Source organism: Bacillus sp. YP1, assembly GCF_000877815.1.
In the GTDB taxonomy this organism is placed as follows: Bacteria; Bacillota; Bacilli; order Bacillales; family Bacillaceae; genus Bacillus; species Bacillus subtilis.
The window spans coordinates 205745-227669 of sequence record NZ_CP010014.1; the positions used below are offsets into that span (position 1 = coordinate 205745).

Consider the following 21925-nt stretch of genomic DNA (forward strand, 5'->3'; position numbering starts at 1 on the left):
GGAGCATGAAAAAGTTCGCGTTACTATTCATCGCTTTGGTCACTGCCGTTGTCATTTCTGCATGCGGAAACCAAAGCACAAGCAGCAAAGGTTCTGATACAAAGAAAGAACAAATCACAGTGAAACACCAGCTCGACAAAAACGGCACAAAAGTACCGAAGAACCCTAAAAAAGTTGTCGTATTTGACTTTGGAAGCTTAGATACATTAGATAAACTAGGACTTGATGATATAGTAGCGGGCCTGCCGAAACAAGTCCTTCCTAAATATCTGTCCAAATTCAAGGATGACAAATACGCTGATGTCGGCAGCTTAAAAGAGCCAGACTTCGACAAAGTGGCAGAATTAGATCCTGATCTGATCATTATTTCAGCAAGACAATCTGAGTCTTACAAAGAATTCTCTAAAATTGCGCCGACGATTTACCTTGGTGTAGATACAGCGAAGTACATGGAATCATTTAAATCAGACGCTGAAACAATCGGTAAAATCTTTGATAAAGAAGACAAAGTGAAAGATGAGCTCGCAAACATTGATCACTCAATCGCAGATGTAAAGAAAACCGCTGAAAAGCTTAACAAAAACGGTCTCGTCATCATGGCGAACGATGGAAAAATCAGCGCGTTCGGCCCTAAATCAAGATACGGCCTGATCCATGACGTATTCGGCGTGGCTCCGGCTGATCAAAACATCAAAGCGTCTACGCACGGACAAAGTGTTTCTTACGAGTACATTTCAAAAACAAACCCTGATTACTTGTTTGTTATTGACCGCGGTACAGCAATCGGAGAAACATCATCTACAAAACAAGTCGTGGAAAACGATTATGTGAAAAACGTAAACGCAGTGAAAAATGGTCATGTCATCTACCTTGATTCTGCTACTTGGTATTTATCAGGAGGCGGACTTGAGTCTATGACGCAAATGATTAAAGAAGTGAAAGACGGTTTAGAAAAGTAAAACCAAAAAGAGCCTCCGCTAAGTAGCGGGGCTCTTTTTTTGTTAATCAGCGTGCCGGCTGCTGTTCGGCAGGGCGCTGAGGTTTCTTTAATGTGAATGAGAGAAGGAAGCCGACAAGTGCAATGACGGCAGCCACAATAAAAGCGGCATTCATGCCGTGCAGGGCGGCGTGCTTTACATTTGTCGTGCCTGCATGTGCCGCCTGGTTGCTCATCACGGAAACCAATAGTGCGGTTCCGATCGAGCCGCCGACTTGGCGAATCGTGTTGTTCATCGCAGTTCCGTGCGGAATCAAGTGGCGCGGCAGCGCGTTGATTCCGGCTGTTGTCACCGGCATCATGATCATGGCGGTGCCTAAGAGACGAACGGTGTATAAAACGACAATCCAAGCGAGTGACGTATGGTCAGTCAGCTGCATAAACGGCAGAGATGTCAGGAAAATGATGCAGAAACCGGCAATCGCCAGCCCTCTTCCGCCGACACGGTCAAAAATTCTGCCGATAATCGGCGACATAAAGCCCATCACAACGGCTCCCGGAAGGAGCATAAGCCCTGTATCAAAAGCTGTGACGTCTCTGACATTTTGTGTATAAAGCGGCAGGATGGTTTCCGTACCGATCAATAATGCAAAGACGAGGGTTCCCAGCAGTGTTGTTAAGCTGAAAACGCCAAACGTGAAGACGCGGAATTCCAGCATCGGTTTTTCAAGCTTCATTTGTCTTGTGATAAACAAGAGCAGCGCGATGACACCCACCAGCAGTGAAATCAAGACGGTTGAACTGGACCAGCCATAAGAGCCGACGCTTGAGAAGCCGTACAGAAGGCCGCCGAACCCAAATGTTGAAAGGATGACTGATAAAATATCAATCTGTGTTTTTCTTAAAGTCGTCACGTTTTTCATCAGGATGCTGGCAAGAATCAAATCAATCACAGCAAACGGAAGAATAATATAAAACAATGATCTCCAAGAGAAAGCTTCGACAGCCCATCCGGAAAGAGTCGGTCCGATCGCAGGCGCGAATGAGATGACCAATCCGACCATACCCATAGCCTGGCCGCGCTTTTCAATCGGAAAGATTGTCAGGAATACAGTCTGCATGAGCGGCATCATAATGCCGGCTCCAGCCGCTTGAATGATACGCGCTGTCAGCAGAACCGGGAAGTTCGGCGCGAACGCTCCGACGACTGTTCCGGCAGTGAAAATGCTCATTGCTGTGATGAGCAGCGCCCGGCTTGTGAATTTCTCAATTAAAAACGCGGTAATCGGAATTAAAATCCCGTTGGTTAACATAAATGATGTTGTCAGCCATTGTGCTTGGTTGGCATCGACATTGAAATCCCTCATGATATGGGGAAGTGCGGTAATCAACAATGTCTGGTTCAAAATCGCCACAAACGCTCCGGCTAACAAAATGCCGACAATGACAGAACGGTTAAAAGGTTTTTGTTCAATACTTGTGTTCAATACATATCCCTTCTTTTCTCTAAGTAATTAACAGTGTTTTTAACATGGAAACGGGCTGTGTTAAAACACCGGTTTGTTCCAGATAGCCAATCAGTGATTTGAGTAAAAAAGCGCGGGGTTCTTCCTTCTTCGCTTCTTCCTCCAGCATAGCGGCTGCGGATGTCAGTTCATCTACGTCATAGTCCGCGGCGGACAGGGAAGAGATGCCTTTATGTAATTCCTTCAGGCTTTCCGATAATAGGACTGATTTATCCTTTGGCTTGTAGGAGGATGCTGAATGAATATAAAGCTCGATGGCTTCGGGCGGAAGAAGAGACTGGCGGGTTTCCCTGTTTTTGATAATCTGATTGAGGGTGCTGATGATAAACTCTGCGATCGGGTGAAGCTCAAGCGGTTTTTCCTCGATTTTGATCAGCATTAAAAACTCACGCATCATACCATGAAGAATGATGACCAAATCCCACACAAATGGGAGAATGGTTTCTCCATACGCCTGGATCAGCGAATCGCGGTGCCAGCAGATAATCGTCGATCTGGTCTGATGGATATGCTGTTTGACCCGGTCATTATGCAGCTTGGGGTTTCCGTAGGTCAGCATATTGAAAAACTGCTGATTCCGCCTGAAGCCCTCCAGTTCCATTTTGACCTTTTGCGTCAAACGCTCCTCCGGTGTAAGTGCGGTATTTTCCTGAAGTCTTGAGGCCGCGGCCACCATTTGCTTCTGGTTAAATGACAGCAGCTCCAAAAGCAGATCTTCTTTAGATTGAAACAGCTTATATATCGAAGCTTTTGACATCTTACATTCTTCTGCGATCGCCTGCATGGAAACCGACGTAAAATCCTTTTCCGAAAAAAGCTTTCGCGCGGCTAACAAGATATCTGTTTTTTTATCAAGCATCTCATGGCTTCCTTCTTTCTTGAACATTAGAAAACCCATTGGTTCACAGAAAACCAATGAGTAACAATGAAAAAATTTTACCAGATAAACAAAATAGAAGTCAATGGATTTTAACCGGGTAAATGAAAGGCCTGCCGGAAAATCCGACAGGCCGAATAAGAGCTTATTTTTCAACTTTAAATCCTTGTTTTTCAAGCATTTCACGGATGTGCGGATAGTACAGGCGCTCATAGTAGGAAGCGATGCTCTGTGACCAGTTTCTTGTTTCTTTTCCGTTTGTCCGTTTATTCATGTATTCAGACATCTGTTCGTCGTATGCCTGAATGTGAGACGTCAGCTCATCCTGATTCAAATAAGTTTCCTGATGATTGACAGCTTCCTGCGGTAAGCGCGGTTTTTTCGCTGAACGGTCGGCAGGATGCCCAATGACAAGGCCGGATAAAGGGAACACGTATTTCGGAAGCTCAAGCAGTTCGATCAGCTCTTGAGGGTTCCCGCGAACTGCACCGATCGGAACTGTGCCAAGTCCGAGTGACTCAGCCGCTGCTGTTGCTGTGCCGAGGGCAATACCAGCGTCTACTGCGCCGACAAGAACAGATTCCAATCCATTTGTGATTTCCATTTTGAAATCATGCAGATCTTCAAGCGCAATTTTGGCCCGGTTGAAATCTGCGCAGAACAGCAGGAAAACAGGAGCTTGATCGATCCATGGCTGGCCGCCTGCCAGCTCGGAGATTTTCTTTTTGCGCTCTTTATCCTGGACTGTGATCACAGTCACTTGCTGTCCGTTGATAGAAGAAGGGGCTGATTGCACCGCTTCAATGATTTGGTCCAATTGCTCCTGAGCTACAGGCTCATCTGTGTAGCTGCGAATCGAGCGGTGGTCTGTTAAAGATTTAATCACTTCATTCATATGAGACACCCTTCCTTTACTCGTTAAGCTCTGTGCGGACAACATCAAGAGGAGCGCTCAGCAGTTCTTTTCCTTTTGCGACAAACCCTTGGAAATGCGCAGTTTCGTTATGGAATTTCATTGCCGCTTCATCTTTCCATTTTTCAAGCATGACAAATGTATTTTCTTCGCCTACTTTTTCGAATAGGTCGTATTGCGCGTTGCCTTCCTCAGCTCTTGAATGCTGAACAAGTGATTGAGCCTCGCTCAAAAATTCCTCGCGTTTTTCTGGTTTTACTTTGATGTAAGCTTGTAATACGATCATTTAAATCTCCTCCGTTGTTATGCGAATTTATTGTTCGAATTTCATCGAACTAAATGTAACATGTATTCTAAATGAGGTAAAGGAAAAACCCTTATATAGTAAAATTGTCATTCTAATTGTTGTGTGATACATTTGTGTCATGAACATTCCAAACCATCCAGAAACAGAAACATTGCAGCTGACAAAGGTTCTTCATGCACTTAGTGATCCGCTTCGTTTAGAACTCGTCAAGCAATTAGCTGAAGCAAAAGAAAAAACGTGCAGCACCTGTGCAGATGTGCAGGTTGCCAAATCGACTTTGTCGCATCATTTTAAAGTTTTGAGAGAATCAGGCATCGCTCAAGTTCGGATAGAAGGAAAGCGCCGGTATTATTCGCTTCGCGCTGAAGACCTTGAAAAGGCATTTCCGGGACTGCTTGAAGCCGTGCTGAATGTAGACCAGGACCGCTGGTGAATCAATCCCCTGTAACGGGGATTTTTTTATGTCCGTAAACCGCTTTGAAAAGCCGCTGCACACCCTCCTGAATATCTTCTTCCTTCAGCCGTGCAAAGCCGATAATGAGAGCGGGCCTGCCCGTTTGCCGCTTGTTTTCCTTCAAGTTAAATCGGCTCATTCCGAATATTTCAAGCTGCAGCCCGGCAGCATGTGACAGGATGTCTTGTTCGGTGCGCCTGGTATCAAATTCGGTAACAAAATGCAGTCCCGCATTTGCCCCTTTTACGGTAACCTCTCCGCTGAACTCTGCTTCTAAAGCGGTGATCAGGCGTTCTCTCTTTTCTTTATAATGCTGCTTCATTTTTTTTATATGCTTCTGATATTCACCAGACTCGATAAATTCCTGCAGGGTGAGCTGTGTAAGTGATGAGCAAGTCTGCAGATCATAGCCCCGCTGTTTGTATGTCCTCAACAGCTCAGGCGGCAACACCATATAGCTGATCCGCAAGCCGGGGAGAAGGGACTTTGAAAAGGTTCCCATATAGATGACATTTTGAAAACGGTCGAGGCTTTGCAGCGCCGGAATACTGTCTACATCATATGTGAATTCACTATCATAATCGTCCTCAATGATATATCGGCGCGGCTCCTCGGCTGCCCAGTTCAGCAGCTGAATTCTTCTGGATACAGGCATAATCGTTCCGGACGGAAACTGATGCGACGGGGTGGTCACTAGCACATCTGGTTGCTGTCTGGTGATTTCAGCAATCGACATGCCCTTTTCATCCAGCATGATCGTCTTGACTTGTTTTCCGGCATTCTTCAAAAGCTGATACATGCGTCTGTAGCCAGGCTCCTCCATCGCATACACGGCTTCCTTGGGTAAAAGCTCAGTCAACAGCTGCATGAGCACCTGTGTGCCTGCCCCTATGATCATTTGTTCTGGCCTGCATTTTACACCCCTCGTCAGGGAAATGAGCCTGGTAATGGCCGCTCTCACTTCATATATCCCTTGCGGATGTGACATATCGCCGAGCGTGCGGTATGAGCGGGAGGCCGCTTTTTGCTCGCAGCGGAACCAGCTTTTGATGGGAAAATGGTCTGTATCGGAACTCATGTGTGAAAACGATATCCAATCGCTCTGGTCGATGTGAATCTCTTTTAGATCATCCGGCAGTGCAAATGGAGGGTGTTCCTCGGCGGAAAACATGTCTAGTTCCTCCACGAAGAAACCCTTTCGTTCAATGGCGTACAAATACCCTTCAGCCAGCAGCTGCTGATAGGCTGAATTCACTGAATTTACGCTGACCTTGAGATTTTCAGCCAGCTCCCGCTTGGAGGGAACCTTCGAGTGAGGCAGCAGATTGCGGCTGAGGATTTCTTTTTTCAGCTTTTGATAAATTTGCTGATAGATATAATCGGCTTGCTCTGAACGATCGAGTGTAATTGTGATATCCATTTTGTAGTTTCTCCTTCTGATACCATCAAAAAGTTATAATTGGTACTTTTCATCATACCAAAGAGAAGTCAGAATGATAAGAAAATACCGACAGGGGGATATTCACATGAGTCAAACAACAGTAAGCATCACAACTGCACAATGGCAGCAAAAACGGGATCAATTTGTGTCAAAAGGTGTGAGCAACGGCAACCGCAGTCTGGCGGTCAAAGGAGAAGGGGCCGAGCTGTACGATCTGGACGGCCGGAGATTTATTGATTTTGCAGGCGCTATCGGCACGTTAAATGTCGGACACTCGCATCCGAAGGTGGTTGAGGCTGTGAAGCGGCAGGCGGAGGAGCTGATTCATCCTGGTTTTAATGTCATGATGTACCCGACTTATATCGAATTAGCAGAAAAACTGTGCGGCATCGCGCCGGGCAGCCATGAGAAAAAAGCGATTTTTCTTAACTCAGGGGCGGAAGCGGTCGAAAACGCCGTGAAAATCGCCAGAAAGTATACAAAGCGTCAAGGCGTTGTCTCATTTACGCGCGGGTTTCATGGACGCACGAATATGACGATGAGCATGACAAGCAAGGTAAAACCTTATAAATTCGGTTTCGGGCCTTTTGCGCCAGAGGTTTATCAAGCGCCGTTCCCTTATTATTATCAGAAGCCGGCCGGCATGAATGATGAAAGCTATGACGACATGATGATCCAAGCGTTCAATGATTTCTTTATCGCTTCAGTGGCGCCTGAAACGGTGGCGTGTGTCGTGTTGGAGCCAGTGCAGGGAGAAGGCGGGTTTATTATTCCTTCGAAACGGTTCGTACAGCACGTCGCTTCATTCTGCAAAGAACACGGCATTGTTTTTGTTGCTGATGAAATCCAAACCGGCTTTGCCAGAACTGGCACTTATTTCGCAATTGAGCACTTTGATGTAGTGCCCGATCTGATCACGGTTTCTAAATCGCTTGCGGCAGGCCTGCCATTAAGCGGCGTGATCGGGCGTGCGGAAATGCTTGATGCGGCAGCGCCAGGGGAGCTGGGCGGCACGTATGCCGGCAGCCCGCTCGGCTGCGCGGCGGCTTTGGCAGTCTTGGATATTATCGAAGAAGAAGGACTGAATGAGCGATCTGAAGAAATTGGCAAAATCATTGAAGACAAGGCGTGTGAGTGGAAACAAGAATTCCCGTTCATCGGTGACATCCGCAGACTCGGGGCGATGGCCGCAATCGAAATCGTCAAGGATCCTGACACGCGTGAGCCTGATAAGGCAAAAGCAGCAGCGATCGCGGCCTATGCGAATCAAAACGGATTACTTTTGCTGACAGCGGGAATTAACGGTAATATCATCCGCTTTTTGACACCGCTCGTCATCTCAGACAGCCTATTAAATGAAGGGCTCAGCATCTTGGAGGCGGGCCTGCGAGCTTAATCATTGGAAAGAAAACGGCCGGGTCTGCTATCATTTTAAGTAATCATGAAAAGAAAGGAATGTTCAATATGCCAGATCAATTAACGGTCTACAACCCGGCTACGGGCGAGGAGATCAAAACGATTCCTCAGCAATCAGCCAAAGAGGTAGAAGAAGCCATTGAACGTTCACATCAAGCGTTTAAAACGTGGTCTAAAACATCAGCGAACGAAAGAGCGTCTCTTTTGAAAAAATGGTATGAGCTGATTGTTGAACATAAAGAAGAGCTTGCAGATTTAATTACAAAGGAAAACGGAAAACCATACAAGGAAGCAGTTGGCGAAGTGCTTTACGGCGCAGGCTATATCGAATGGTTCGCAGAGGAAGCGAAGCGTGTGTACGGAAGAACGGTCCCGGCCCCGACAACGGGTAAACGAATTGTTGTCACACGCCAGCCGGTCGGCCCCGTTGCTGCTATCACGCCCTGGAATTTCCCGAATGCGATGATTACACGCAAAGCGGCGCCTGCTCTTGCCGCTGGCTGTACATTTATCATCAAGCCGGCGCCGGACACACCGCTGTCTGCTTATGAACTAGCGCGCCTCGCATATGAAGCGGGCATTCCGAAGGATGTTCTTCAGGTTGTAATCGGCGATGGAGAAGAAATCGGAAATGTGTTCACAAGCAGTCCGAAAATCCGCAAAATCACGTTCACAGGCTCAACACCTGTAGGGAAAATCCTTATGAAAAACAGCGCGGACACCGTGAAGCACGTCTCAATGGAGCTCGGCGGACACGCCCCGCTGATCGTAGATGAAGATGCAGACATTGACCTTGCTGTTGAACAGGCGATGGCGTCCAAATACCGAAACGCCGGCCAAACCTGCGTATGCGCCAACCGCCTGATCGTTCATGAATCCATTAAGGATGAATTTGCTGCGAAACTGAGCGAGCAAGTGTCTAAGCTGAAAGTCGGAAATGGACTTGAGGAAGGCGTCAATGTCGGACCGATCATCAACAAACGAGGCTTCGAAAAAATCGTCAGCCAAATAGATGATGCGGTTGAAAAAGGCGCGAAGGTTATTGCTGGGGGCACATATGACCGAAACGATGACAAAGGGTGCTACTTTGTGAATCCGACAGTGCTCACCGATGTCGATACGTCCATGAACATCATGCATGAGGAAACATTCGGCCCGGTCGCCCCGATCGTCACGTTTTCTGATATTGATGAAGCGATTCAGCTTGCCAACGATACACCGTATGGCTTGGCTGCTTACTTCTTCACAGAAAACTACCGCCGCGGCATCTATATTTCCGAGAATCTAGAGTATGGCATTATCGGCTGGAATGACGGCGGACCGTCAGCGGTTCAAGCGCCATTCGGCGGAATGAAAGAAAGCGGCATTGGCCGTGAAGGCGGTTCAGAAGGTATCGAGCCGTACCTTGAAACAAAATATTTGTCCATCGGTTTATAAAAAAATGCACGCTCCTGAGAGCTGCCGGATTTTCCGGCAGCTCTTTTTGTGTTCCGGCGAATAATCACAACAATTCCAGCCAAAATAACAGCAAATACATTTTGAAAGAAGGTTCCCCAACAATGGATTTATTATTGGCTCTTCTCCCGGCTTTGTTTTGGGGGAGCATTGTTCTCTTCAATGTGAAATTAGGCGGCGGGCCGTACAGCCAGACACTGGGAACGACGATCGGGGCACTCATTGTTTCTATCGTTATTTACTTTTTTGTTCAGCCCGTTCTGTCACTTCGCATTTTTATTGTTGGAATCGTATCCGGCTTATTTTGGTCACTTGGACAGGCCAACCAGCTGAAAAGCATTCAATTGATGGGCGTGTCGAAAACAATGCCGATTTCCACAGGAATGCAGCTCGTTTCCACCTCGCTTTTCGGTGTGATCGTGTTCCGCGAATGGTCAACACCGATTGCGATTACGCTTGGCGTTCTCGCTTTGATCTTTATCATTGTGGGAATCATTCTCACGTCCTTGGAAGATAAGAATGATAAAAAAGAGGGCGAGCCAAGCAATTTGAAAAAGGGCATTTTGATTCTCCTTGTTTCGACTCTTGGTTATTTGGTTTATGTAGTCGTGGCTAGATTATTCAATGTGTCCGGCTGGTCCGCGCTGCTGCCACAGGCAATTGGCATGGTGGTCGGGGGGTTAGTTTTAACCTATAGACACAAACCCTTTAACAAGTATGCGATCAGAAATATTCTCCCAGGGTTAATCTGGGCAGGCGGAAATATGTTTTTGTTTATTTCTCAGCCGCGAGTCGGCGTTGCAACGAGCTTTTCCCTTTCACAAATGGGAATTGTCATTTCTACGCTCGGCGGTATTTTCATCCTGCGTGAAAAGAAAACGAAACGCCAGCTTATAGCAATTGCGATCGGAATTATCCTGATTATTGCTGCCGCTGTATTCTTGGGAATCGCCAAAACAAATTCATAACAAATGGAGGAAGATGTATATGTATCCGGATTTAAAAGGAAAAGTCGTCGCTATTACAGGAGCTGCTTCAGGGCTCGGAAAGGCAATGGCCATTCGCTTCGGCAAGGAGCAGGCAAAAGTGGTTATCAACTATTATAGTAATAAACAAGATCCGAACGAGGTAAAAGAAGAGGTCATCAAGGCGGGCGGTGAAGCTGTTGTCGTCCAAGGAGATGTCACGAAAGAGGAAGATGTAAAAAATATCGTGCAAACGGCAATTAAAGAGTTCGGCACACTCGATATTATGATTAATAATGCCGGTCTTGAAAATCCTGTGCCATCTCACGAAATGCCGCTTAAGGATTGGGATAAAGTCATCGGCACAAACTTAACAGGTGCCTTTTTAGGAAGCCGTGAAGCGATTAAATATTTCGTAGAAAACGATATCAAGGGAAATGTCATCAACATGTCCAGTGTGCACGAAGTGATTCCTTGGCCGTTATTTGTTCACTACGCGGCAAGTAAAGGCGGGATAAAGCTGATGACAGAAACATTGGCGTTGGAATACGCGCCGAAGGGCATTCGCGTGAACAATATCGGGCCAGGTGCGATCAATACGCCAATCAATGCTGAAAAATTTGCTGACCCTAAACAGAAAGCAGATGTAGAAAGCATGATCCCGATGGGATATATCGGCGAACCGGAGGAGATCGCCGCAGTGGCAGCCTGGCTTGCTTCGAAGGAAGCCAGCTACGTCACAGGCATCACGTTATTCGCGGACGGCGGCATGACACAATATCCTTCATTCCAGGCAGGACGCGGTTAAATAAAAAAGCGACCCAGACATGACATCTGGATCGCTTTTTTTATTATGCACGCTTTTTCTTAACAAGCGCTGCTACAGATAAAATAATGGCAGCCGCAGACAGCACAATCGCTGTAATGTCTAGAGCTGAAGAACCTGGGTTTTCGGAATCGTCTTTTGTTTTCGTGGCGCCGTGCTCATCTGTCACTTGTTTTGCAGACGTGATGTTTGTAATGGAATGAGGTGTATCGGCATCCTCGTCACCTGTCCACTCAACAATGCTGCCGTCTTTGTAATATTGGTATGCGTCCCAAGCAGCTTCCTCCGCTTTGTCAGGGTTTTTGGCAACAAAGGTAAACTGCTGGAACTGTCCTTCCTGAATGCCTCCGTCAGTCGCCTCCCATGTCACGGACACTGATTTGTCATCATGTTTTTGAGTGGAAACCTTCCAGCCCGGAATTGGCTCATATTGCTGGAATTCAACATCCTTCGGCATTTTGAGGACAACCTTCGTTGTCGGCAGATTCTTCTCAGAAGGAACCTTCATTGTATACGTTTCCCAAGAGCCTGCAGCAGACTCAGCCGGTTTTACAGAAACATGCGCGCTGGCAGGGGCCGTAAAGAATAAGAGGGAGCCGACAATAGCCGGACATAGTGTCAATGCGATTTTTTTCAACAACGTAAACACTCCTTAATTGGTCTTTGTAAACATGATATTGATTTCGTTAAAGTCGCCGGTCAGGCCGTGGACTTTGATCTTCCAGTTTCCTTTTTCATTAATCGACAGGTTTTGATCTTGGAAGACGCCTTTTGTTTTTTCTTCTAATGTAAAGGTGCTTTTGTTTTCGCTGCCTGACAGGCCTGTTTTATAAACGGTTAACGTCATTTGCTGGATGTTTTTCACGGGATCTCCGTTATGGTCGGTGACACGCAGCTCAAAAACATTTTTTCCGGGCTGGTTTGGGCTGATGCTGAGAGAAACGCTTTGTCCGTTCTCAATCGCTTTGGTTTGGTAGAACGGTTCCGGCGCTGGCTCAGGCGGGCTTGGCAGGCTTGTAAACACGGCCGCTGTGATCAATACAGCGATGCCGATTGCCCACTCCGCTTTCAACGTTCGGCTGATTCCTGTGCGGCGCTGCTTTCTGGTAAGCAGAAAATGAATCGCACCTAAGACCAGCATGAAAACAAACAGCCCGCTTTTCACTAAAAGAGCTTGGCCGTACGCTGTATGGAACAGTGAATCCATTGAACGAATGATGAAAAATCCATTGAGCAAGCCTGAAAACAAAATGACGCCGACTGCAGTGAGCGCCCATGGAGAGAACCGTCTGACCGTCTCCCACGCGAGCGTTTTGTCAGGCTGCCTCCATTCTTTTGAGAGCAGCAAAACGAGTGCCGCTATTCCGCCGACCCAGATGGAAGCGGAAGTTAAATGAAGGAAATCCATCAAAATGCCGACCGTTTTTTCTTCAACGACAGCAGCATGCCCGGTAAACGCCTTGGCAAGCAGGAGACCGAAAAAGAAAATGAGCGGCGCTGTCCAATAGCCAAAGGATGAAAAGCGGTTTTTCCGTATCGCAGGGATGACAGACAGTGCGAGCAGCACGAACAGCGCGGCCTGTATGATCCAAATGGAGCCGCCTGCTGTCTCAAACAGTGTTTCTCTGATGTAGCCCGGCTGGAATGCGCTGCCCCAGCCGCCGCCTGCGTTCGCTTTTGTCTGAATCGGAAGCTGAAGCAAAAGCGCCAGCCCCAGTGCTGCGATCGAGCCGGTCAGGATACGTCTCGTCCGTTTGACGAGCTGTTCTGATTTCCCTTTATACCAGAAAAGATGGAAGAAAACCGTTCCGCTAAACAGAGATAGGGCTGTATACAGAATCGCGCGATCTGCTGCTGTTCCCGGATTCAGCGCTGAATCGGCTGCTTTTTGGCTGCTGAATCCGCCATCCGCTTTCCCGATACTGAACGGGATGACGCCGGAAACCGGATGCCCGTCCGCGGATACGGCATTCCATTCCGCTCTGTACACATCATGAGGCAGATTCTTTTTCAGCTTCACTGTCATGATGTGATGATTATCTTTTTTGATTTCAGTCTTGTCCGTATCCACACGGTCGCCGTTTGAATTATAGACTTTAATGTAATGAAACCCTTCTTCAACCGGTTCATTAAATTCGATTTCCACCTGTGCAGGGGCGTTTTTTAATTCGCTGTTTTCCCCAGGTGAAGATTTGACAATATAGGCGTGAGCAAAGCTTGTTTTCGGCAGGAAAACAAGAAAAAGCAGAAGGATGATCCACCATCTGTTTCGCTTCATCACTCAGACACCACCTTCCGCTGTATGTGTTGTGTTATTTCTTGGTGCAGGTGCAGCGTTTCTTTCGGTCTTGAAGCATGTCTTCCAGTGCTTGGTCGAAAGTGCAGACGGCTCCGCCGAATCCTTTTTGAAATCGTTCGGCATGGTCAAGTGTCGCAAACGGAATGGCCTGCGGCTGGCAGCAGCGCAGGTTTAATTCAGCATTTACGACGAAATAAGCCGAACCGGCACTGACGGTTGTCTGTAACAGAAAATCTCTGCAAATCAAGTGTGAAACCTCTTCCGTTTTATCCGCGTAACGCAAAAACGCGCAATGTGCGCAGCATAGCTGTTCAATGTCTTGGTTTACCGTAATCAGCTGAACCGAATGAGCTTGATTGACGGGCTTCAAACAATAGCTGCACATATGATCCGTTTGAGGTGTTCGGGCGGGGAGCGTGATGCCGCCGGCCGTTTTAATGACCTGATTTGACTGAACCAGCTGATTGACATCTCTATATACCGTCATTTCCGAAACGCCGAACCTTGCGCTGATGTCAGAAATTCTAAGCGAGCCTTCTTCTTTCAGCCACTTCAGTATGTGTTGCTGTCTATTAATCGGAAGCATTCATACACCCTCTTCATTAAGATCTATTTAAGCGTAGAGGATTTTAGAGACAGAGACAAGTAAGCTGATGATAAAAAATGTGAAAATGTGTTGAACAGCAACAAAACGAAACAGAAGGGACTCTGGTATAATAGACAGATGGAATAGAAAGTGAGGAATACCCTATGAAAGAAACACCATGCCCGAACTGCGGCAAACCTTTGACAGGCGATATGGTCAGATCATCAAATGTGCCTTGTCAATTTCGCTGCGGACACTGCCGGGAACGGCTTTATGAATATAAAGTATCAGCTCCGATTATGCTGGTATCATTAGCGGCCATCGTGCTGCTTATTTATCTTTTGCTGCTCCTCCGCAATGCGGCAGGCTCAGTGCTGCCAGCTGTACAGCACGTGCCGATGGCTGTTTTTGCGCTTGTGTGCGCCTATCCCGTTTTTATTGTGAGTGAGCGAATGATCGCAAAGTACGTGATTCAAAACGGCAACATTATTTATAGAGGAAAGAGAAAAGGCTCCTGATATCAGGAGCCTTTTTATTTTTAAAAAATTGTCACAGTCATGTGCCAAAGTCCTCTTTACTTTCAATTGTATAGGGACTGTAAGCGTTTTAACATAGAGTCAAAGGGAAGCATCATTCTCTGAACATATTTTTTTATCTTACAGCGACAAACAAAACAGGGAGGGTTTATATATGCAGCAGCAAGAACAGCAGCAAGGCGGCATGAAAGTGAAAGTGCAGCGCTTTGGGAGTTATTTGAGCGGAATGATCATGCCGAATATCGGCGCGTTTATCGCGTGGGGTATCATTACCGCGCTGTTTATTCCGGCAGGATGGTTTCCGAATGAACAGCTGAACACGCTGGTCAGCCCGATGATTACGTATTTATTGCCGCTTTTGATAGCGTATACAGGCGGAAAAATGATCTACGACCACCGCGGCGGAGTTGTCGGAGCGACAGCGGCAATTGGGGTGATTGTCGGATCGGATATTCCAATGTTTTTAGGCGCAATGATTATGGGTCCGCTTGGCGGATACCTCATTAAACAGACTGATAAATTATTCAAGGATAAAGTCAAACAAGGCTTTGAAATGCTGATCAACAACTTTACGGCAGGGATTGTCGGCGCGGCTTTAACGATTCTCGCGTTTTACGCCATCGGCCCGGTTGTCCTGACGCTAAATAAATTGCTGGCGGCTGGTGTGGAAGTCATTGTACACGCTAATTTACTGCCCGTAGCCAGTGTTTTTGTAGAACCGGCGAAAGTGTTGTTCCTCAACAACGCCATCAACCATGGAATCTTAAGCCCGATCGGAATCGAGCAAGCATCCCAAACAGGAAAATCAATTCTGTTTTTAGTAGAAGCAAACCCTGGACCGGGGCTCGGCATTTTGCTGGCGTACATGTTCTTTGGCAAAGGATCTTCAAAATCAACGGCTCCCGGTGCGGCGATCATCCATTTCTTCGGAGGGATTCACGAGATTTACTTCCCGTACATTCTGATGAAACCGGCCCTGATTCTCGCAGCCATTGCCGGCGGAGCAAGCGGACTTTTAACGTTTACGATCTTTAATGCCGGACTTGTCGCGGCAGCGTCACCGGGAAGCATTATCGCATTGATGGCAATGACGCCAAGAGGAGGTTATTTCGGCGTATTGGCGGGTGTATTGGTCGCTGCAGCTGTATCGTTCATCGTTTTAGCAGTGATCCTGAAATCCTCAAAAGCTAGTGAAGAAGACCTGGCTGCCGCAACAGAAAAAATGCAGTCCATGAAGGGGAAGAAAAGCCAAGCAGCAGCTGCTTTAGAGGCGGAACAAGCCAAAGCAGAAGAAGCGTCTGAGCTGTCTCCTGAAAGCGTGAACAAAATTATCTTTGCGTGTGATGCGGGAATGGGATCAAGTGCCATGGGGGCATCCATCTTAAGAAACAAAGTGAAAAAAGCGGAGCTTGACATCAGTGTGACCAACACGGCCATTAACAATCTGCCTAGTGATGCGGATATTGTCATCACCCACAAAGATTTAACAGACCGCGCGAAAGCAAAGCTGCCGAACGCGACGCACATATCAGTGGATAACTTCTTAAACAGCCCGAAATACGACGAGCTGATTGAAAAGCTGAAAAAGTAATCTTATAGAAAGAGAGTGATACTCATGCAAGTACTCGCAAAGGAAAATATTAAACTCAACCAAACGGTATCATCAAAAGAAGAGGCCATCAAATTGGCAGGCCAGACGCTGATTGACAACGGCTACGTGACAGAGGATTACATTAGCAAAATGTTTGAACGTGAAGAAACGTCTTCTACGTTTATGGGGAATTTCATTGCCATTCCACACGGCACAGAAGAAGCGAAAAGCGAGGTGCTTCATTCCGGAATTTCAATTATACAAATTCCAGATGGTGTTGAGTACGGAGAAGGCAACACGGCAAAAGTGGTATTCGGCATTGCGGGAAAAAATAATGAGCATTTAGACATTTTGTCTAATATCGCCATTATCTGCTCAGAAGAAGAAAATATTGAACGCCTGATCTCCGCTAAAAGCGAAGAAGATTTGATCGCCATTTTCAACGAGGTGAACTGACATGATCGCATTACATTTCGGTGCGGGGAATATTGGGAGAGGGTTTATCGGCGCGCTGCTTCATCACTCCGGCTATGATGTGGTGTTTGCGGATGTAAACGACACGATGGTCAGCCTCCTCAACGAAAAAAAAGAATACACAGTAGAACTGGCAGAAGAGGGACGTTCATCAGAGGTCATTGGCCCGGTGAGCGCTATTAACAGCGGCAGTCAGCCCGAAGAGCTGTACCGGCTGATGAATGAGGCGGCGCTCATCACAACAGCTGTCGGCCCGAATGTGCTGAAGCTGATTGCCCCATCTATCGCAGAAGGTTTAAGACGGAGAAACACTGCAGACACACTGAATATCATTGCCTGCGAAAATATGATTGGCGGAAGCTGCTTCTTAAAGAAAGAGATATACAGCCATTTAACGGAAGCAGAGCAGAAATCCGTCAGTGAAACGGTAGGTTTTCCGAATTCTGCCGTTGACCGGATCGTCCCGATTCAGCATCATGAAGACCCGCTGAAAGTATCGGTTGAACCATTTTTCGAATGGGTCATTGATGAATCAGGCTTTAAAGGGAAAACACCAGTCATAAACGGCGCACTGTTTGTTGATGATTTAACGCCGTACATCGAACGGAAGCTGTTTACGGTCAATACCGGACACGCGGTGACAGCGTATGTCGGCTATCAGCGCGGACTCAAGACGGTCAAAGAAGCAATCGATCATCCGGAAATCCGCCGTGTCGTTCATTCGGCGCTGCTTGAAACTGGTGACTATCTCGTCAAATCGTATGGCTTTAAGCAAACTCAACACGAACAATATATCAAAAAAATCATCGGTCGCTTTGAAAATCCTTTCATTTCGGACGATGTGACCCGCGTAGCGAGGTCACCTCTCAGAAAACTGGGAGAAAATGATAGACTTGTAGGCCCGGCAAAGAAAATAAAAGAACCGAATGCACTGGCGGAAGGAATTGCCGCAGCACTGCGCTTCGATTTCACCGGTGATCCTGAAGCGGTTGAACTGCAAGCGCTGATTGAAGAAAAAGGATACAGCGGCGTACTTCAAGAGGTGTGCGGCATTCAGTCTCATGAACCGTTGCACGCCATCATTTTAAAGAAACTTAATCAATAACCGATCACCCGTGACACAATGTCACGGGCTTTTTTTACTATCTCGCAATCTAGTATAATAGAAAGCGCTTACGAAAACAGGGAAGGAGAATGACGATGAAACAATTCGAGATTGCGGCAATACCGGGAGACGGAGTAGGAAAAGAGGTTGTAGCGGCTGCTGAGAAAGTGCTTCATACAGCCGCTGAGGTACACGGAGGTTTGTCATTCTCATTCACGGCTTTTCCATGGAGCTGTGATTATTACTTGGAGCACGGCAAAATGATGCCCGAAGATGGAATACATACGCTTACTCAATTTGAAGCGGTTTTTTTGGGAGCCGTCGGAAATCCGAAGCTGGTTCCCGATCATATATCGTTATGGGGCCTGCTGCTGAAAATCCGGAGGGAGCTTGAGCTTTCCATTAATATGAGACCCGCCAAACAAATGGCAGGCATTACGTCGCCGCTTCTGCATCCAAATGATTTTGACTTCGTGGTGATTCGCGAGAACAGTGAAGGTGAATACAGTGAAGTCGGCGGGCGCATTCACAGAGGCGATGATGAAATCGCCATCCAGAATGCCGTGTTTACGAGAAAAGCGACAGAACGTGTCATGCGCTTTGCCTTCGAATTGGCGAAAAAACGGCGCAGCCATGTGACAAGCGCCACAAAGTCTAACGGCATTTATCATGCGATGCCGTTTTGGGATGAAGTCTTTCAGCAGACAGCCGCTGATTATAGCGGAATCGAAACATCATCTCAGCATATTGATGCGCTGGCCGCTTTTTTTGTGACGCGTCCGGAAACGTTTGATGTCATTGTGGCGAGCAACTTGTTCGGTGATATTTTAACCGACATCAGCTCAAGCCTGATGGGAAGCATCGGCATTGCGCCTTCTGCGAACATCAATCCATCCGGCAAATATCCGTCCATGTTTGAACCGGTTCACGGCTCAGCTCCTGACATTGCCGGACAGGGCCTTGCCAATCCGATTGGCCAGATTTGGACAGCGAAGCTGATGCTCGACCACTTCGGAGAGGAAGAATTGGGGGCGAAAATTCTGGATGTAATGGAGCAAGTGACTGCCGACGGCATCAAAACACGCGACATTGGGGGACAAAGCACAACGGCTGAGGTCACTGATGAAATCTGTTCGCGCTTAAGAAAGCTCTGATGAATCAGGCCGGGGCAGATGGCTGCCCGGGCCTGTCCATTTCCTTACGAAAATTTCCACGAAAGTCTAACCAAGCAGATCCAAATGCTGTATAATAATTTGGAATTCTTAGGAAAGCATCGGGTGAAGGAAGTTGAATGCAAAAACAATCACGTTAAAGAAAAAAAGAAAAATCACAACGATCGTTATACTCAGTATCATTATGATCGCAGCTCTCATTTTTACGATCAGATTGGTGTTTTACAAGCCTTTTCTTATTGAAGGATCATCAATGGCCCCAACGCTTAAAGACTCAGAAAGAATACTGGTTGATAAAGCAGTCAAATGGACTGGCGGGTTTCACAGAGGCGACATCATAGTCATTCATGACAAAAAGAGCGGCCGCTCTTTTGTCAAACGTTTAATCGGTTTGCCTGGTGACAGCATTAAAATGAAAAATGATCAGCTATACATAAATGATAAAAAGGTGGAAGAACCATACTTAAAGGAATATAAACAGGAGGTCAAAGAGTCGGGTGTAACCTTAACGGGTGACTTCGAGGTTGAGGTTCCTACCGGTAAATATTTTGTGATGGGAGATAACCGTCTCAATTCACTGGATAGCAGAAACGGAATGGGCATGCCTTCTGAAGACGATATCATCGGTACTGAATCTCTCGTCTTTTATCCATTCGGTGAGATGAGACAGGCAAAATAAAACTCAGTGCAACAAAGAACATGGAACGTACGGAACCAAAACACGCGATAATAAAGCGCTGTAAGCGATTAAAAAATTTCTGATGAAACAGGGCGGAGCCGTTTTTCCGCCCCGTTTTTTATGATAGAGAGCGTTTTGAAGAAAAGGGCCCTGTTGAAATAAACAGAATCAGGATTGGCGAAGCCGTGAAGCGCATCGAATTGATAAATCTCAAGATGGGTATGCTGTTTTTCCCGCAGTTTTTTGATAAGAAGCGCTACGTCAAACGACGGCTCATAATTAGGGAAAAACAATAGGACCGGGCAGGCTGGCACGTGATGAAGAGAGTCGCGTATCCGGGAACCGTAATAACAAACCGATCCGCTCACCTCAGGCATACTGCTGCATTTCCATGCGATAGTAGCCCCCACGCTGAATCCAATCACAAAGATGTGCCGTCCGGCGTTTTGTCTGATCAAATTCTGGATGATGGTTTCTCCCGTTTTCAGCCGTTCGTGTTTTGTAAATTGTTCGTATGCCGTTTTTTCTTCTTGCAGTGTGTAGACTTCATCCTCGCCGAGCAGGTTGGGCGTCAACACATCATATCCAGCCATTTTGATCAGCCGGCCCATCTTTTTCATATGGCTGTTTACACCGTATATTTCGTGTACGAGAATGACAAGCGGTTTTGGGGACATAACGGCCTCCTTTTGTGTTTTTCCCATTATATCCTATCGTTTCACTTTAGGCTGAGATATAATGGTCAAAAAAGGAGATATAAAATGAACTCATTACCTTTGCCTCACCGCTATCCATTTATGTTTATTGATGGCGTGACGGATAGCGAGCCCGGCAAACATGCGGCAGCTTATAAGCTGATTAGTGAGAACGATTGGTTTATTACTGATACGAAAACAGAAATGCCGTTTTCACTTGTGATTGAAGCGCTTGCGCAAACCGCGGCTTTTACAGGAATTACAGATGAGAACAGCTTGGGATTATTGTCTTCGGTGAAGAAAGCGGAAAAGCTGGGAGAAGCTGTGCCTGGTGACCGGCTTGATCTTACGTTTGAAGTCACGCGCAATCGGCGCGGGTTTGTGTTCGGACATGCCAAGGCATCAGTTGGAGAGCAGCCTGTTGCTGAAGCTGAAATCGGCATCTATATTGAAAAATGAAAAAAACCCTTCACAACATTTTGTGAGGGGTTCTATTTTGTGTCGTAATCCCGTTCGCTTTGAGAGTTATCTCTTTGCTGGCGTTTGTGTTTTTCATCATTCATATTTTCCTTCAGCTCTTCATTAGGAATCGGATCGGTTAAGTCGTTGTGCTGGGGGTTTTCATTTGGTTTGTTTTGCTGTTTTTTTTCTGTCATGTTTGATCACCTCACCGTTTGTTTTCCTCTTATCCATTCTCCTCAAACATAGGAAATCGCTTTTTTGTCCCGCTGGGTATAATGTATTAGAATAGAGAGAAGCACAACAAAAAGATAAAGAGAGGTACATATATGTCTGTTCAAAGAGAAGATGTAGATATCAAGCTGATCGCAATTGATATGGATGGTACACTGCTGAACGACGAGCAGCTGATCTCGGATGAAAACCGCAAAGCCATTCGTGAAGCGGAGGATAAAGGTGTGTATGTGGTGATCAGCACGGGCCGGACGCTGATGACGTGCAGGGAGCTGGCGGAATCGCTAAAGCTGTCATCCTTTCTAATCACGGCAAACGGCAGTGAAATTTGGGATTCGAATTTTAATTTGGTGGAACGGAAGCTGCTTCATACGGACCATATTCAAATGATGTGGGATTTGCGGAATAAGCACAACACTAATTTCTGGGCTTCTACGGTGAATAAAGTATGGAGAGGCGAGTTTCCGGAAAACATTACGGATCATGAATGGCTCAAATTCGGCTTTGACATTGAGGATGACGATATCCGAAACGAAGTGCTTGAGGAGCTGAGAAAAAACAAAGAGCTCGAAATCACAAATTCAAGTCCGACAAACATTGAAGTCAACGCGCTTGGCATCAACAAAGCTGCAGCCCTTGCCAAGGTTACGGAAAAACTCGGCTTTACAATGGAGAATGTGATGGCGATGGGCGACAGCCTTAATGACATTGCGATGATCAAAGAAGCGGGTCTTGGCGTCGCAATGGGCAATGCGCAAGACATCGTAAAAGAAACGGCTGATTATATCACGGATACAAATATTGAGGATGGTGTCGCTAAAGCGATTCGCCATTGGGTACTATAAAAAAAGAGAGTCCTAAGATGGACTCTCTTTTTTAGTTTGGCAGGTTTTCTTCTGGGACCATGGTAGGTTTTCTGACAAAAGTATTTCACAAACTGATATGATTCACTTATAATGAAATAAAGTTCAAAAATTC

Annotated in this window: 24 protein-coding genes; 14 read left to right on the plus strand and 10 right to left on the minus strand. The window is 46.6% G+C overall.

Annotation, left to right across the window (positions count from 1 at the left end):
* The first annotated feature begins 5 nt into the window (after positions 1 to 5).
* A complete protein-coding gene (gene yclQ / locus QF06_RS00885; RefSeq protein WP_003246619.1) occupies positions 6 to 959 on the plus strand; it encodes a petrobactin ABC transporter substrate-binding protein YclQ in 954 nt (317 codons plus the stop codon).
* Positions 960 to 1005: 46 nt separating this feature from the next.
* On the opposite strand, the gene QF06_RS00890 is transcribed toward yclQ, so the two are convergent.
* From QF06_RS00890 to QF06_RS00905, 4 genes are all read right to left on the minus strand, one after another.
* Positions 1006 to 2424 (minus strand): MDR family MFS transporter, encoded by a 1419-nt coding sequence (locus tag QF06_RS00890; protein WP_014478836.1) that lies wholly within the window; start codon positions 2422 to 2424, stop codon positions 1006 to 1008.
* 19 nt (positions 2425 to 2443) lie between these two features.
* Positions 2444 to 3322 (minus strand): TetR/AcrR family transcriptional regulator, encoded by an 879-nt coding sequence (locus QF06_RS00895; RefSeq protein ID WP_041850765.1) that lies wholly within the window; start codon positions 3320 to 3322, stop codon positions 2444 to 2446.
* Positions 3323 to 3485: 163 nt separating this feature from the next.
* Complete coding sequence (nfsA, locus tag QF06_RS00900; protein WP_003234479.1) at positions 3486 to 4235, minus strand: oxygen-insensitive NADPH nitroreductase; 750 nt, start codon at positions 4233 to 4235, stop codon at positions 3486 to 3488.
* Between the two features lie 16 nt (positions 4236 to 4251).
* Positions 4252 to 4539, minus strand: coding sequence for a putative quinol monooxygenase (locus QF06_RS00905; RefSeq protein WP_041850697.1), 288 nt, complete (start codon positions 4537 to 4539; stop codon positions 4252 to 4254).
* A gap of 139 nt (positions 4540 to 4678) precedes the next feature.
* Here QF06_RS00905 and QF06_RS00910 point away from each other — a divergent pair, with 139 nt between their 5' ends.
* Entirely contained in the window at positions 4679 to 4993 is a 315-nt protein-coding gene (locus tag QF06_RS00910) for an ArsR/SmtB family transcription factor (RefSeq protein WP_003234476.1), read from the plus strand.
* Position 4994: 1 nt separating this feature from the next.
* Here QF06_RS00910 and gabR read toward each other — a convergent pair whose 3' ends face one another.
* Entirely contained in the window at positions 4995 to 6434 is a 1440-nt protein-coding gene (gene gabR, locus QF06_RS00915; protein WP_041850698.1) for a MocR-like transcriptional regulator GabR, read from the minus strand.
* Between the two features lie 106 nt (positions 6435 to 6540).
* Between gabR and gabT the strand changes: the two genes are divergently transcribed.
* The 4 genes from gabT (at position 6541) to gdh (ending at position 11099) form a co-directional block, all read left to right on the plus strand.
* The gene (gene gabT / locus QF06_RS00920) at positions 6541 to 7851 is read left to right on the plus strand and encodes a 4-aminobutyrate--2-oxoglutarate transaminase (protein WP_041850699.1); all 1311 of its coding nucleotides are present in this window, start codon (positions 6541 to 6543) and stop codon (positions 7849 to 7851) included.
* A 68-nt stretch (positions 7852 to 7919) separates the two neighbouring features.
* Positions 7920 to 9308 (plus strand): succinate-semialdehyde dehydrogenase, encoded by a 1389-nt coding sequence (gabD, locus tag QF06_RS00925; RefSeq protein ID WP_014475814.1) that lies wholly within the window; start codon positions 7920 to 7922, stop codon positions 9306 to 9308.
* Between the two features lie 122 nt (positions 9309 to 9430).
* On the plus strand, positions 9431 to 10294 hold the full coding sequence (glcU, locus tag QF06_RS00930; RefSeq protein WP_003234455.1) for a glucose uptake protein GlcU: 864 nt from the start codon (positions 9431 to 9433) through the stop codon (positions 10292 to 10294).
* A gap of 19 nt (positions 10295 to 10313) precedes the next feature.
* Positions 10314 to 11099: a glucose 1-dehydrogenase gene (gene gdh, locus QF06_RS00935; protein ID WP_003246720.1), complete on the plus strand. Its 786-nt coding sequence runs from the start codon at positions 10314 to 10316 to the stop codon at positions 11097 to 11099.
* Positions 11100 to 11142: 43 nt separating this feature from the next.
* Here the strand turns inward: gdh and QF06_RS00940 are convergent, their stop codons facing one another.
* From QF06_RS00940 to ycnK, 3 genes are read right to left on the minus strand one after another with little or no spacing between them, the layout of a single operon-like run.
* Positions 11143 to 11757, minus strand: coding sequence for a YcnI family copper-binding membrane protein (locus QF06_RS00940; RefSeq protein ID WP_021481748.1), 615 nt, complete (start codon positions 11755 to 11757; stop codon positions 11143 to 11145).
* 12 nt (positions 11758 to 11769) lie between these two features.
* Positions 11770 to 13395 carry a copper transporter YcnJ gene (gene ycnJ, locus QF06_RS00945; protein ID WP_041850700.1) on the minus strand — a complete coding sequence of 542 codons (1626 nt, stop codon included), beginning with the start codon at positions 13393 to 13395 and terminating at the stop codon, positions 11770 to 11772.
* Between the two features lie 34 nt (positions 13396 to 13429).
* The gene (ycnK, locus tag QF06_RS00950; RefSeq protein WP_041850701.1) at positions 13430 to 14002 is read right to left on the minus strand and encodes a copper uptake transcriptional regulator CutR; all 573 of its coding nucleotides are present in this window, start codon (positions 14000 to 14002) and stop codon (positions 13430 to 13432) included.
* A gap of 164 nt (positions 14003 to 14166) precedes the next feature.
* On the opposite strand from ycnK, the gene QF06_RS00955 reads away from it, so the two are divergent.
* From QF06_RS00955 to sipU, 6 genes are all read left to right on the plus strand, one after another.
* Positions 14167 to 14520 (plus strand): hypothetical protein, encoded by a 354-nt coding sequence (locus QF06_RS00955; protein WP_017696160.1) that lies wholly within the window; start codon positions 14167 to 14169, stop codon positions 14518 to 14520.
* Positions 14521 to 14692: 172 nt separating this feature from the next.
* A complete protein-coding gene (locus QF06_RS00960; RefSeq protein WP_043940055.1) occupies positions 14693 to 16129 on the plus strand; it encodes a PTS mannitol transporter subunit IIBC in 1437 nt (478 codons plus the stop codon).
* Positions 16130 to 16153: 24 nt separating this feature from the next.
* A complete protein-coding gene (locus QF06_RS00965) occupies positions 16154 to 16585 on the plus strand; it encodes a PTS mannitol transporter subunit IIA (protein WP_003234440.1) in 432 nt (143 codons plus the stop codon).
* A 1-nt stretch (position 16586) separates the two neighbouring features.
* Positions 16587 to 17708 (plus strand): mannitol-1-phosphate 5-dehydrogenase, encoded by a 1122-nt coding sequence (locus tag QF06_RS00970; RefSeq protein ID WP_043940056.1) that lies wholly within the window; start codon positions 16587 to 16589, stop codon positions 17706 to 17708.
* Between the two features lie 89 nt (positions 17709 to 17797).
* Positions 17798 to 18862, plus strand: coding sequence for a tartrate dehydrogenase (locus QF06_RS00975; RefSeq protein WP_003234436.1), 1065 nt, complete (start codon positions 17798 to 17800; stop codon positions 18860 to 18862).
* A 133-nt stretch (positions 18863 to 18995) separates the two neighbouring features.
* Positions 18996 to 19559 (plus strand): signal peptidase I sipU, encoded by a 564-nt coding sequence (sipU, locus tag QF06_RS00980; protein WP_021481743.1) that lies wholly within the window; start codon positions 18996 to 18998, stop codon positions 19557 to 19559.
* A gap of 68 nt (positions 19560 to 19627) precedes the next feature.
* On the opposite strand, the gene QF06_RS00985 is transcribed toward sipU, so the two are convergent.
* Entirely contained in the window at positions 19628 to 20236 is a 609-nt protein-coding gene (locus QF06_RS00985; protein ID WP_031315645.1) for a dienelactone hydrolase family protein, read from the minus strand.
* 84 nt (positions 20237 to 20320) lie between these two features.
* On the opposite strand from QF06_RS00985, the gene QF06_RS00990 reads away from it, so the two are divergent.
* Complete coding sequence (locus QF06_RS00990; protein WP_041850704.1) at positions 20321 to 20713, plus strand: 3-hydroxyacyl-ACP dehydratase FabZ family protein; 393 nt, start codon at positions 20321 to 20323, stop codon at positions 20711 to 20713.
* A 32-nt stretch (positions 20714 to 20745) separates the two neighbouring features.
* On the opposite strand, the gene QF06_RS20785 is transcribed toward QF06_RS00990, so the two are convergent.
* Positions 20746 to 20910 carry a hypothetical protein gene (locus QF06_RS20785; RefSeq protein WP_014478851.1) on the minus strand — a complete coding sequence of 55 codons (165 nt, stop codon included), beginning with the start codon at positions 20908 to 20910 and terminating at the stop codon, positions 20746 to 20748.
* 132 nt (positions 20911 to 21042) lie between these two features.
* On the opposite strand from QF06_RS20785, the gene QF06_RS00995 reads away from it, so the two are divergent.
* A complete protein-coding gene (locus QF06_RS00995; RefSeq protein ID WP_003234424.1) occupies positions 21043 to 21792 on the plus strand; it encodes a phosphoglycolate phosphatase in 750 nt (249 codons plus the stop codon).
* The last annotated feature ends 133 nt before the right edge of the window (positions 21793 to 21925 follow it).

What these genes read in the sequence shown, in the direction of transcription:
- ycnK (WP_041850701.1), bottom strand. Translation starts at nt 14,002, where the DNA reads ATGCTTCCGATTAATAGACAGCAACACATACTGAAGTGGCTGAAAGAA.
- glcU (WP_003234455.1), top strand. Translation starts at nt 9,431, where the DNA reads ATGGATTTATTATTGGCTCTTCTCCCGGCTTTGTTTTGGGGGAGCATT.
- QF06_RS00955 (WP_017696160.1), top strand. Translation starts at nt 14,167, where the DNA reads ATGAAAGAAACACCATGCCCGAACTGCGGCAAACCTTTGACAGGCGAT.
- nfsA (WP_003234479.1), bottom strand. Translation starts at nt 4,235, where the DNA reads ATGAATGAAGTGATTAAATCTTTAACAGACCACCGCTCGATTCGCAGC.
- QF06_RS00905 (WP_041850697.1), bottom strand. Translation starts at nt 4,539, where the DNA reads ATGATCGTATTACAAGCTTACATCAAAGTAAAACCAGAAAAACGCGAG.
- QF06_RS00995 (WP_003234424.1), top strand. Translation starts at nt 21,043, where the DNA reads ATGTCTGTTCAAAGAGAAGATGTAGATATCAAGCTGATCGCAATTGAT.
- QF06_RS20785 (WP_014478851.1), bottom strand. Translation starts at nt 20,910, where the DNA reads ATGACAGAAAAAAAACAGCAAAACAAACCAAATGAAAACCCCCAGCAC.
- QF06_RS00895 (WP_041850765.1), bottom strand. Translation starts at nt 3,322, where the DNA reads ATGCTTGATAAAAAAACAGATATCTTGTTAGCCGCGCGAAAGCTTTTT.
- QF06_RS00990 (WP_041850704.1), top strand. Translation starts at nt 20,321, where the DNA reads ATGAACTCATTACCTTTGCCTCACCGCTATCCATTTATGTTTATTGAT.
- gdh (WP_003246720.1), top strand. Translation starts at nt 10,314, where the DNA reads ATGTATCCGGATTTAAAAGGAAAAGTCGTCGCTATTACAGGAGCTGCT.
- gabT (WP_041850699.1), top strand. Translation starts at nt 6,541, where the DNA reads ATGAGTCAAACAACAGTAAGCATCACAACTGCACAATGGCAGCAAAAA.
- QF06_RS00985 (WP_031315645.1), bottom strand. Translation starts at nt 20,236, where the DNA reads ATGTCCCCAAAACCGCTTGTCATTCTCGTACACGAAATATACGGTGTA.
- gabR (WP_041850698.1), bottom strand. Translation starts at nt 6,434, where the DNA reads ATGGATATCACAATTACACTCGATCGTTCAGAGCAAGCCGATTATATC.
- QF06_RS00975 (WP_003234436.1), top strand. Translation starts at nt 17,798, where the DNA reads ATGACGATGAAACAATTCGAGATTGCGGCAATACCGGGAGACGGAGTA.
- yclQ (WP_003246619.1), top strand. Translation starts at nt 6, where the DNA reads ATGAAAAAGTTCGCGTTACTATTCATCGCTTTGGTCACTGCCGTTGTC.
- gabD (WP_014475814.1), top strand. Translation starts at nt 7,920, where the DNA reads ATGCCAGATCAATTAACGGTCTACAACCCGGCTACGGGCGAGGAGATC.
- QF06_RS00910 (WP_003234476.1), top strand. Translation starts at nt 4,679, where the DNA reads ATGAACATTCCAAACCATCCAGAAACAGAAACATTGCAGCTGACAAAG.
- QF06_RS00970 (WP_043940056.1), top strand. Translation starts at nt 16,587, where the DNA reads ATGATCGCATTACATTTCGGTGCGGGGAATATTGGGAGAGGGTTTATC.
- ycnJ (WP_041850700.1), bottom strand. Translation starts at nt 13,395, where the DNA reads ATGAAGCGAAACAGATGGTGGATCATCCTTCTGCTTTTTCTTGTTTTC.
- QF06_RS00965 (WP_003234440.1), top strand. Translation starts at nt 16,154, where the DNA reads ATGCAAGTACTCGCAAAGGAAAATATTAAACTCAACCAAACGGTATCA.
- QF06_RS00960 (WP_043940055.1), top strand. Translation starts at nt 14,693, where the DNA reads ATGCAGCAGCAAGAACAGCAGCAAGGCGGCATGAAAGTGAAAGTGCAG.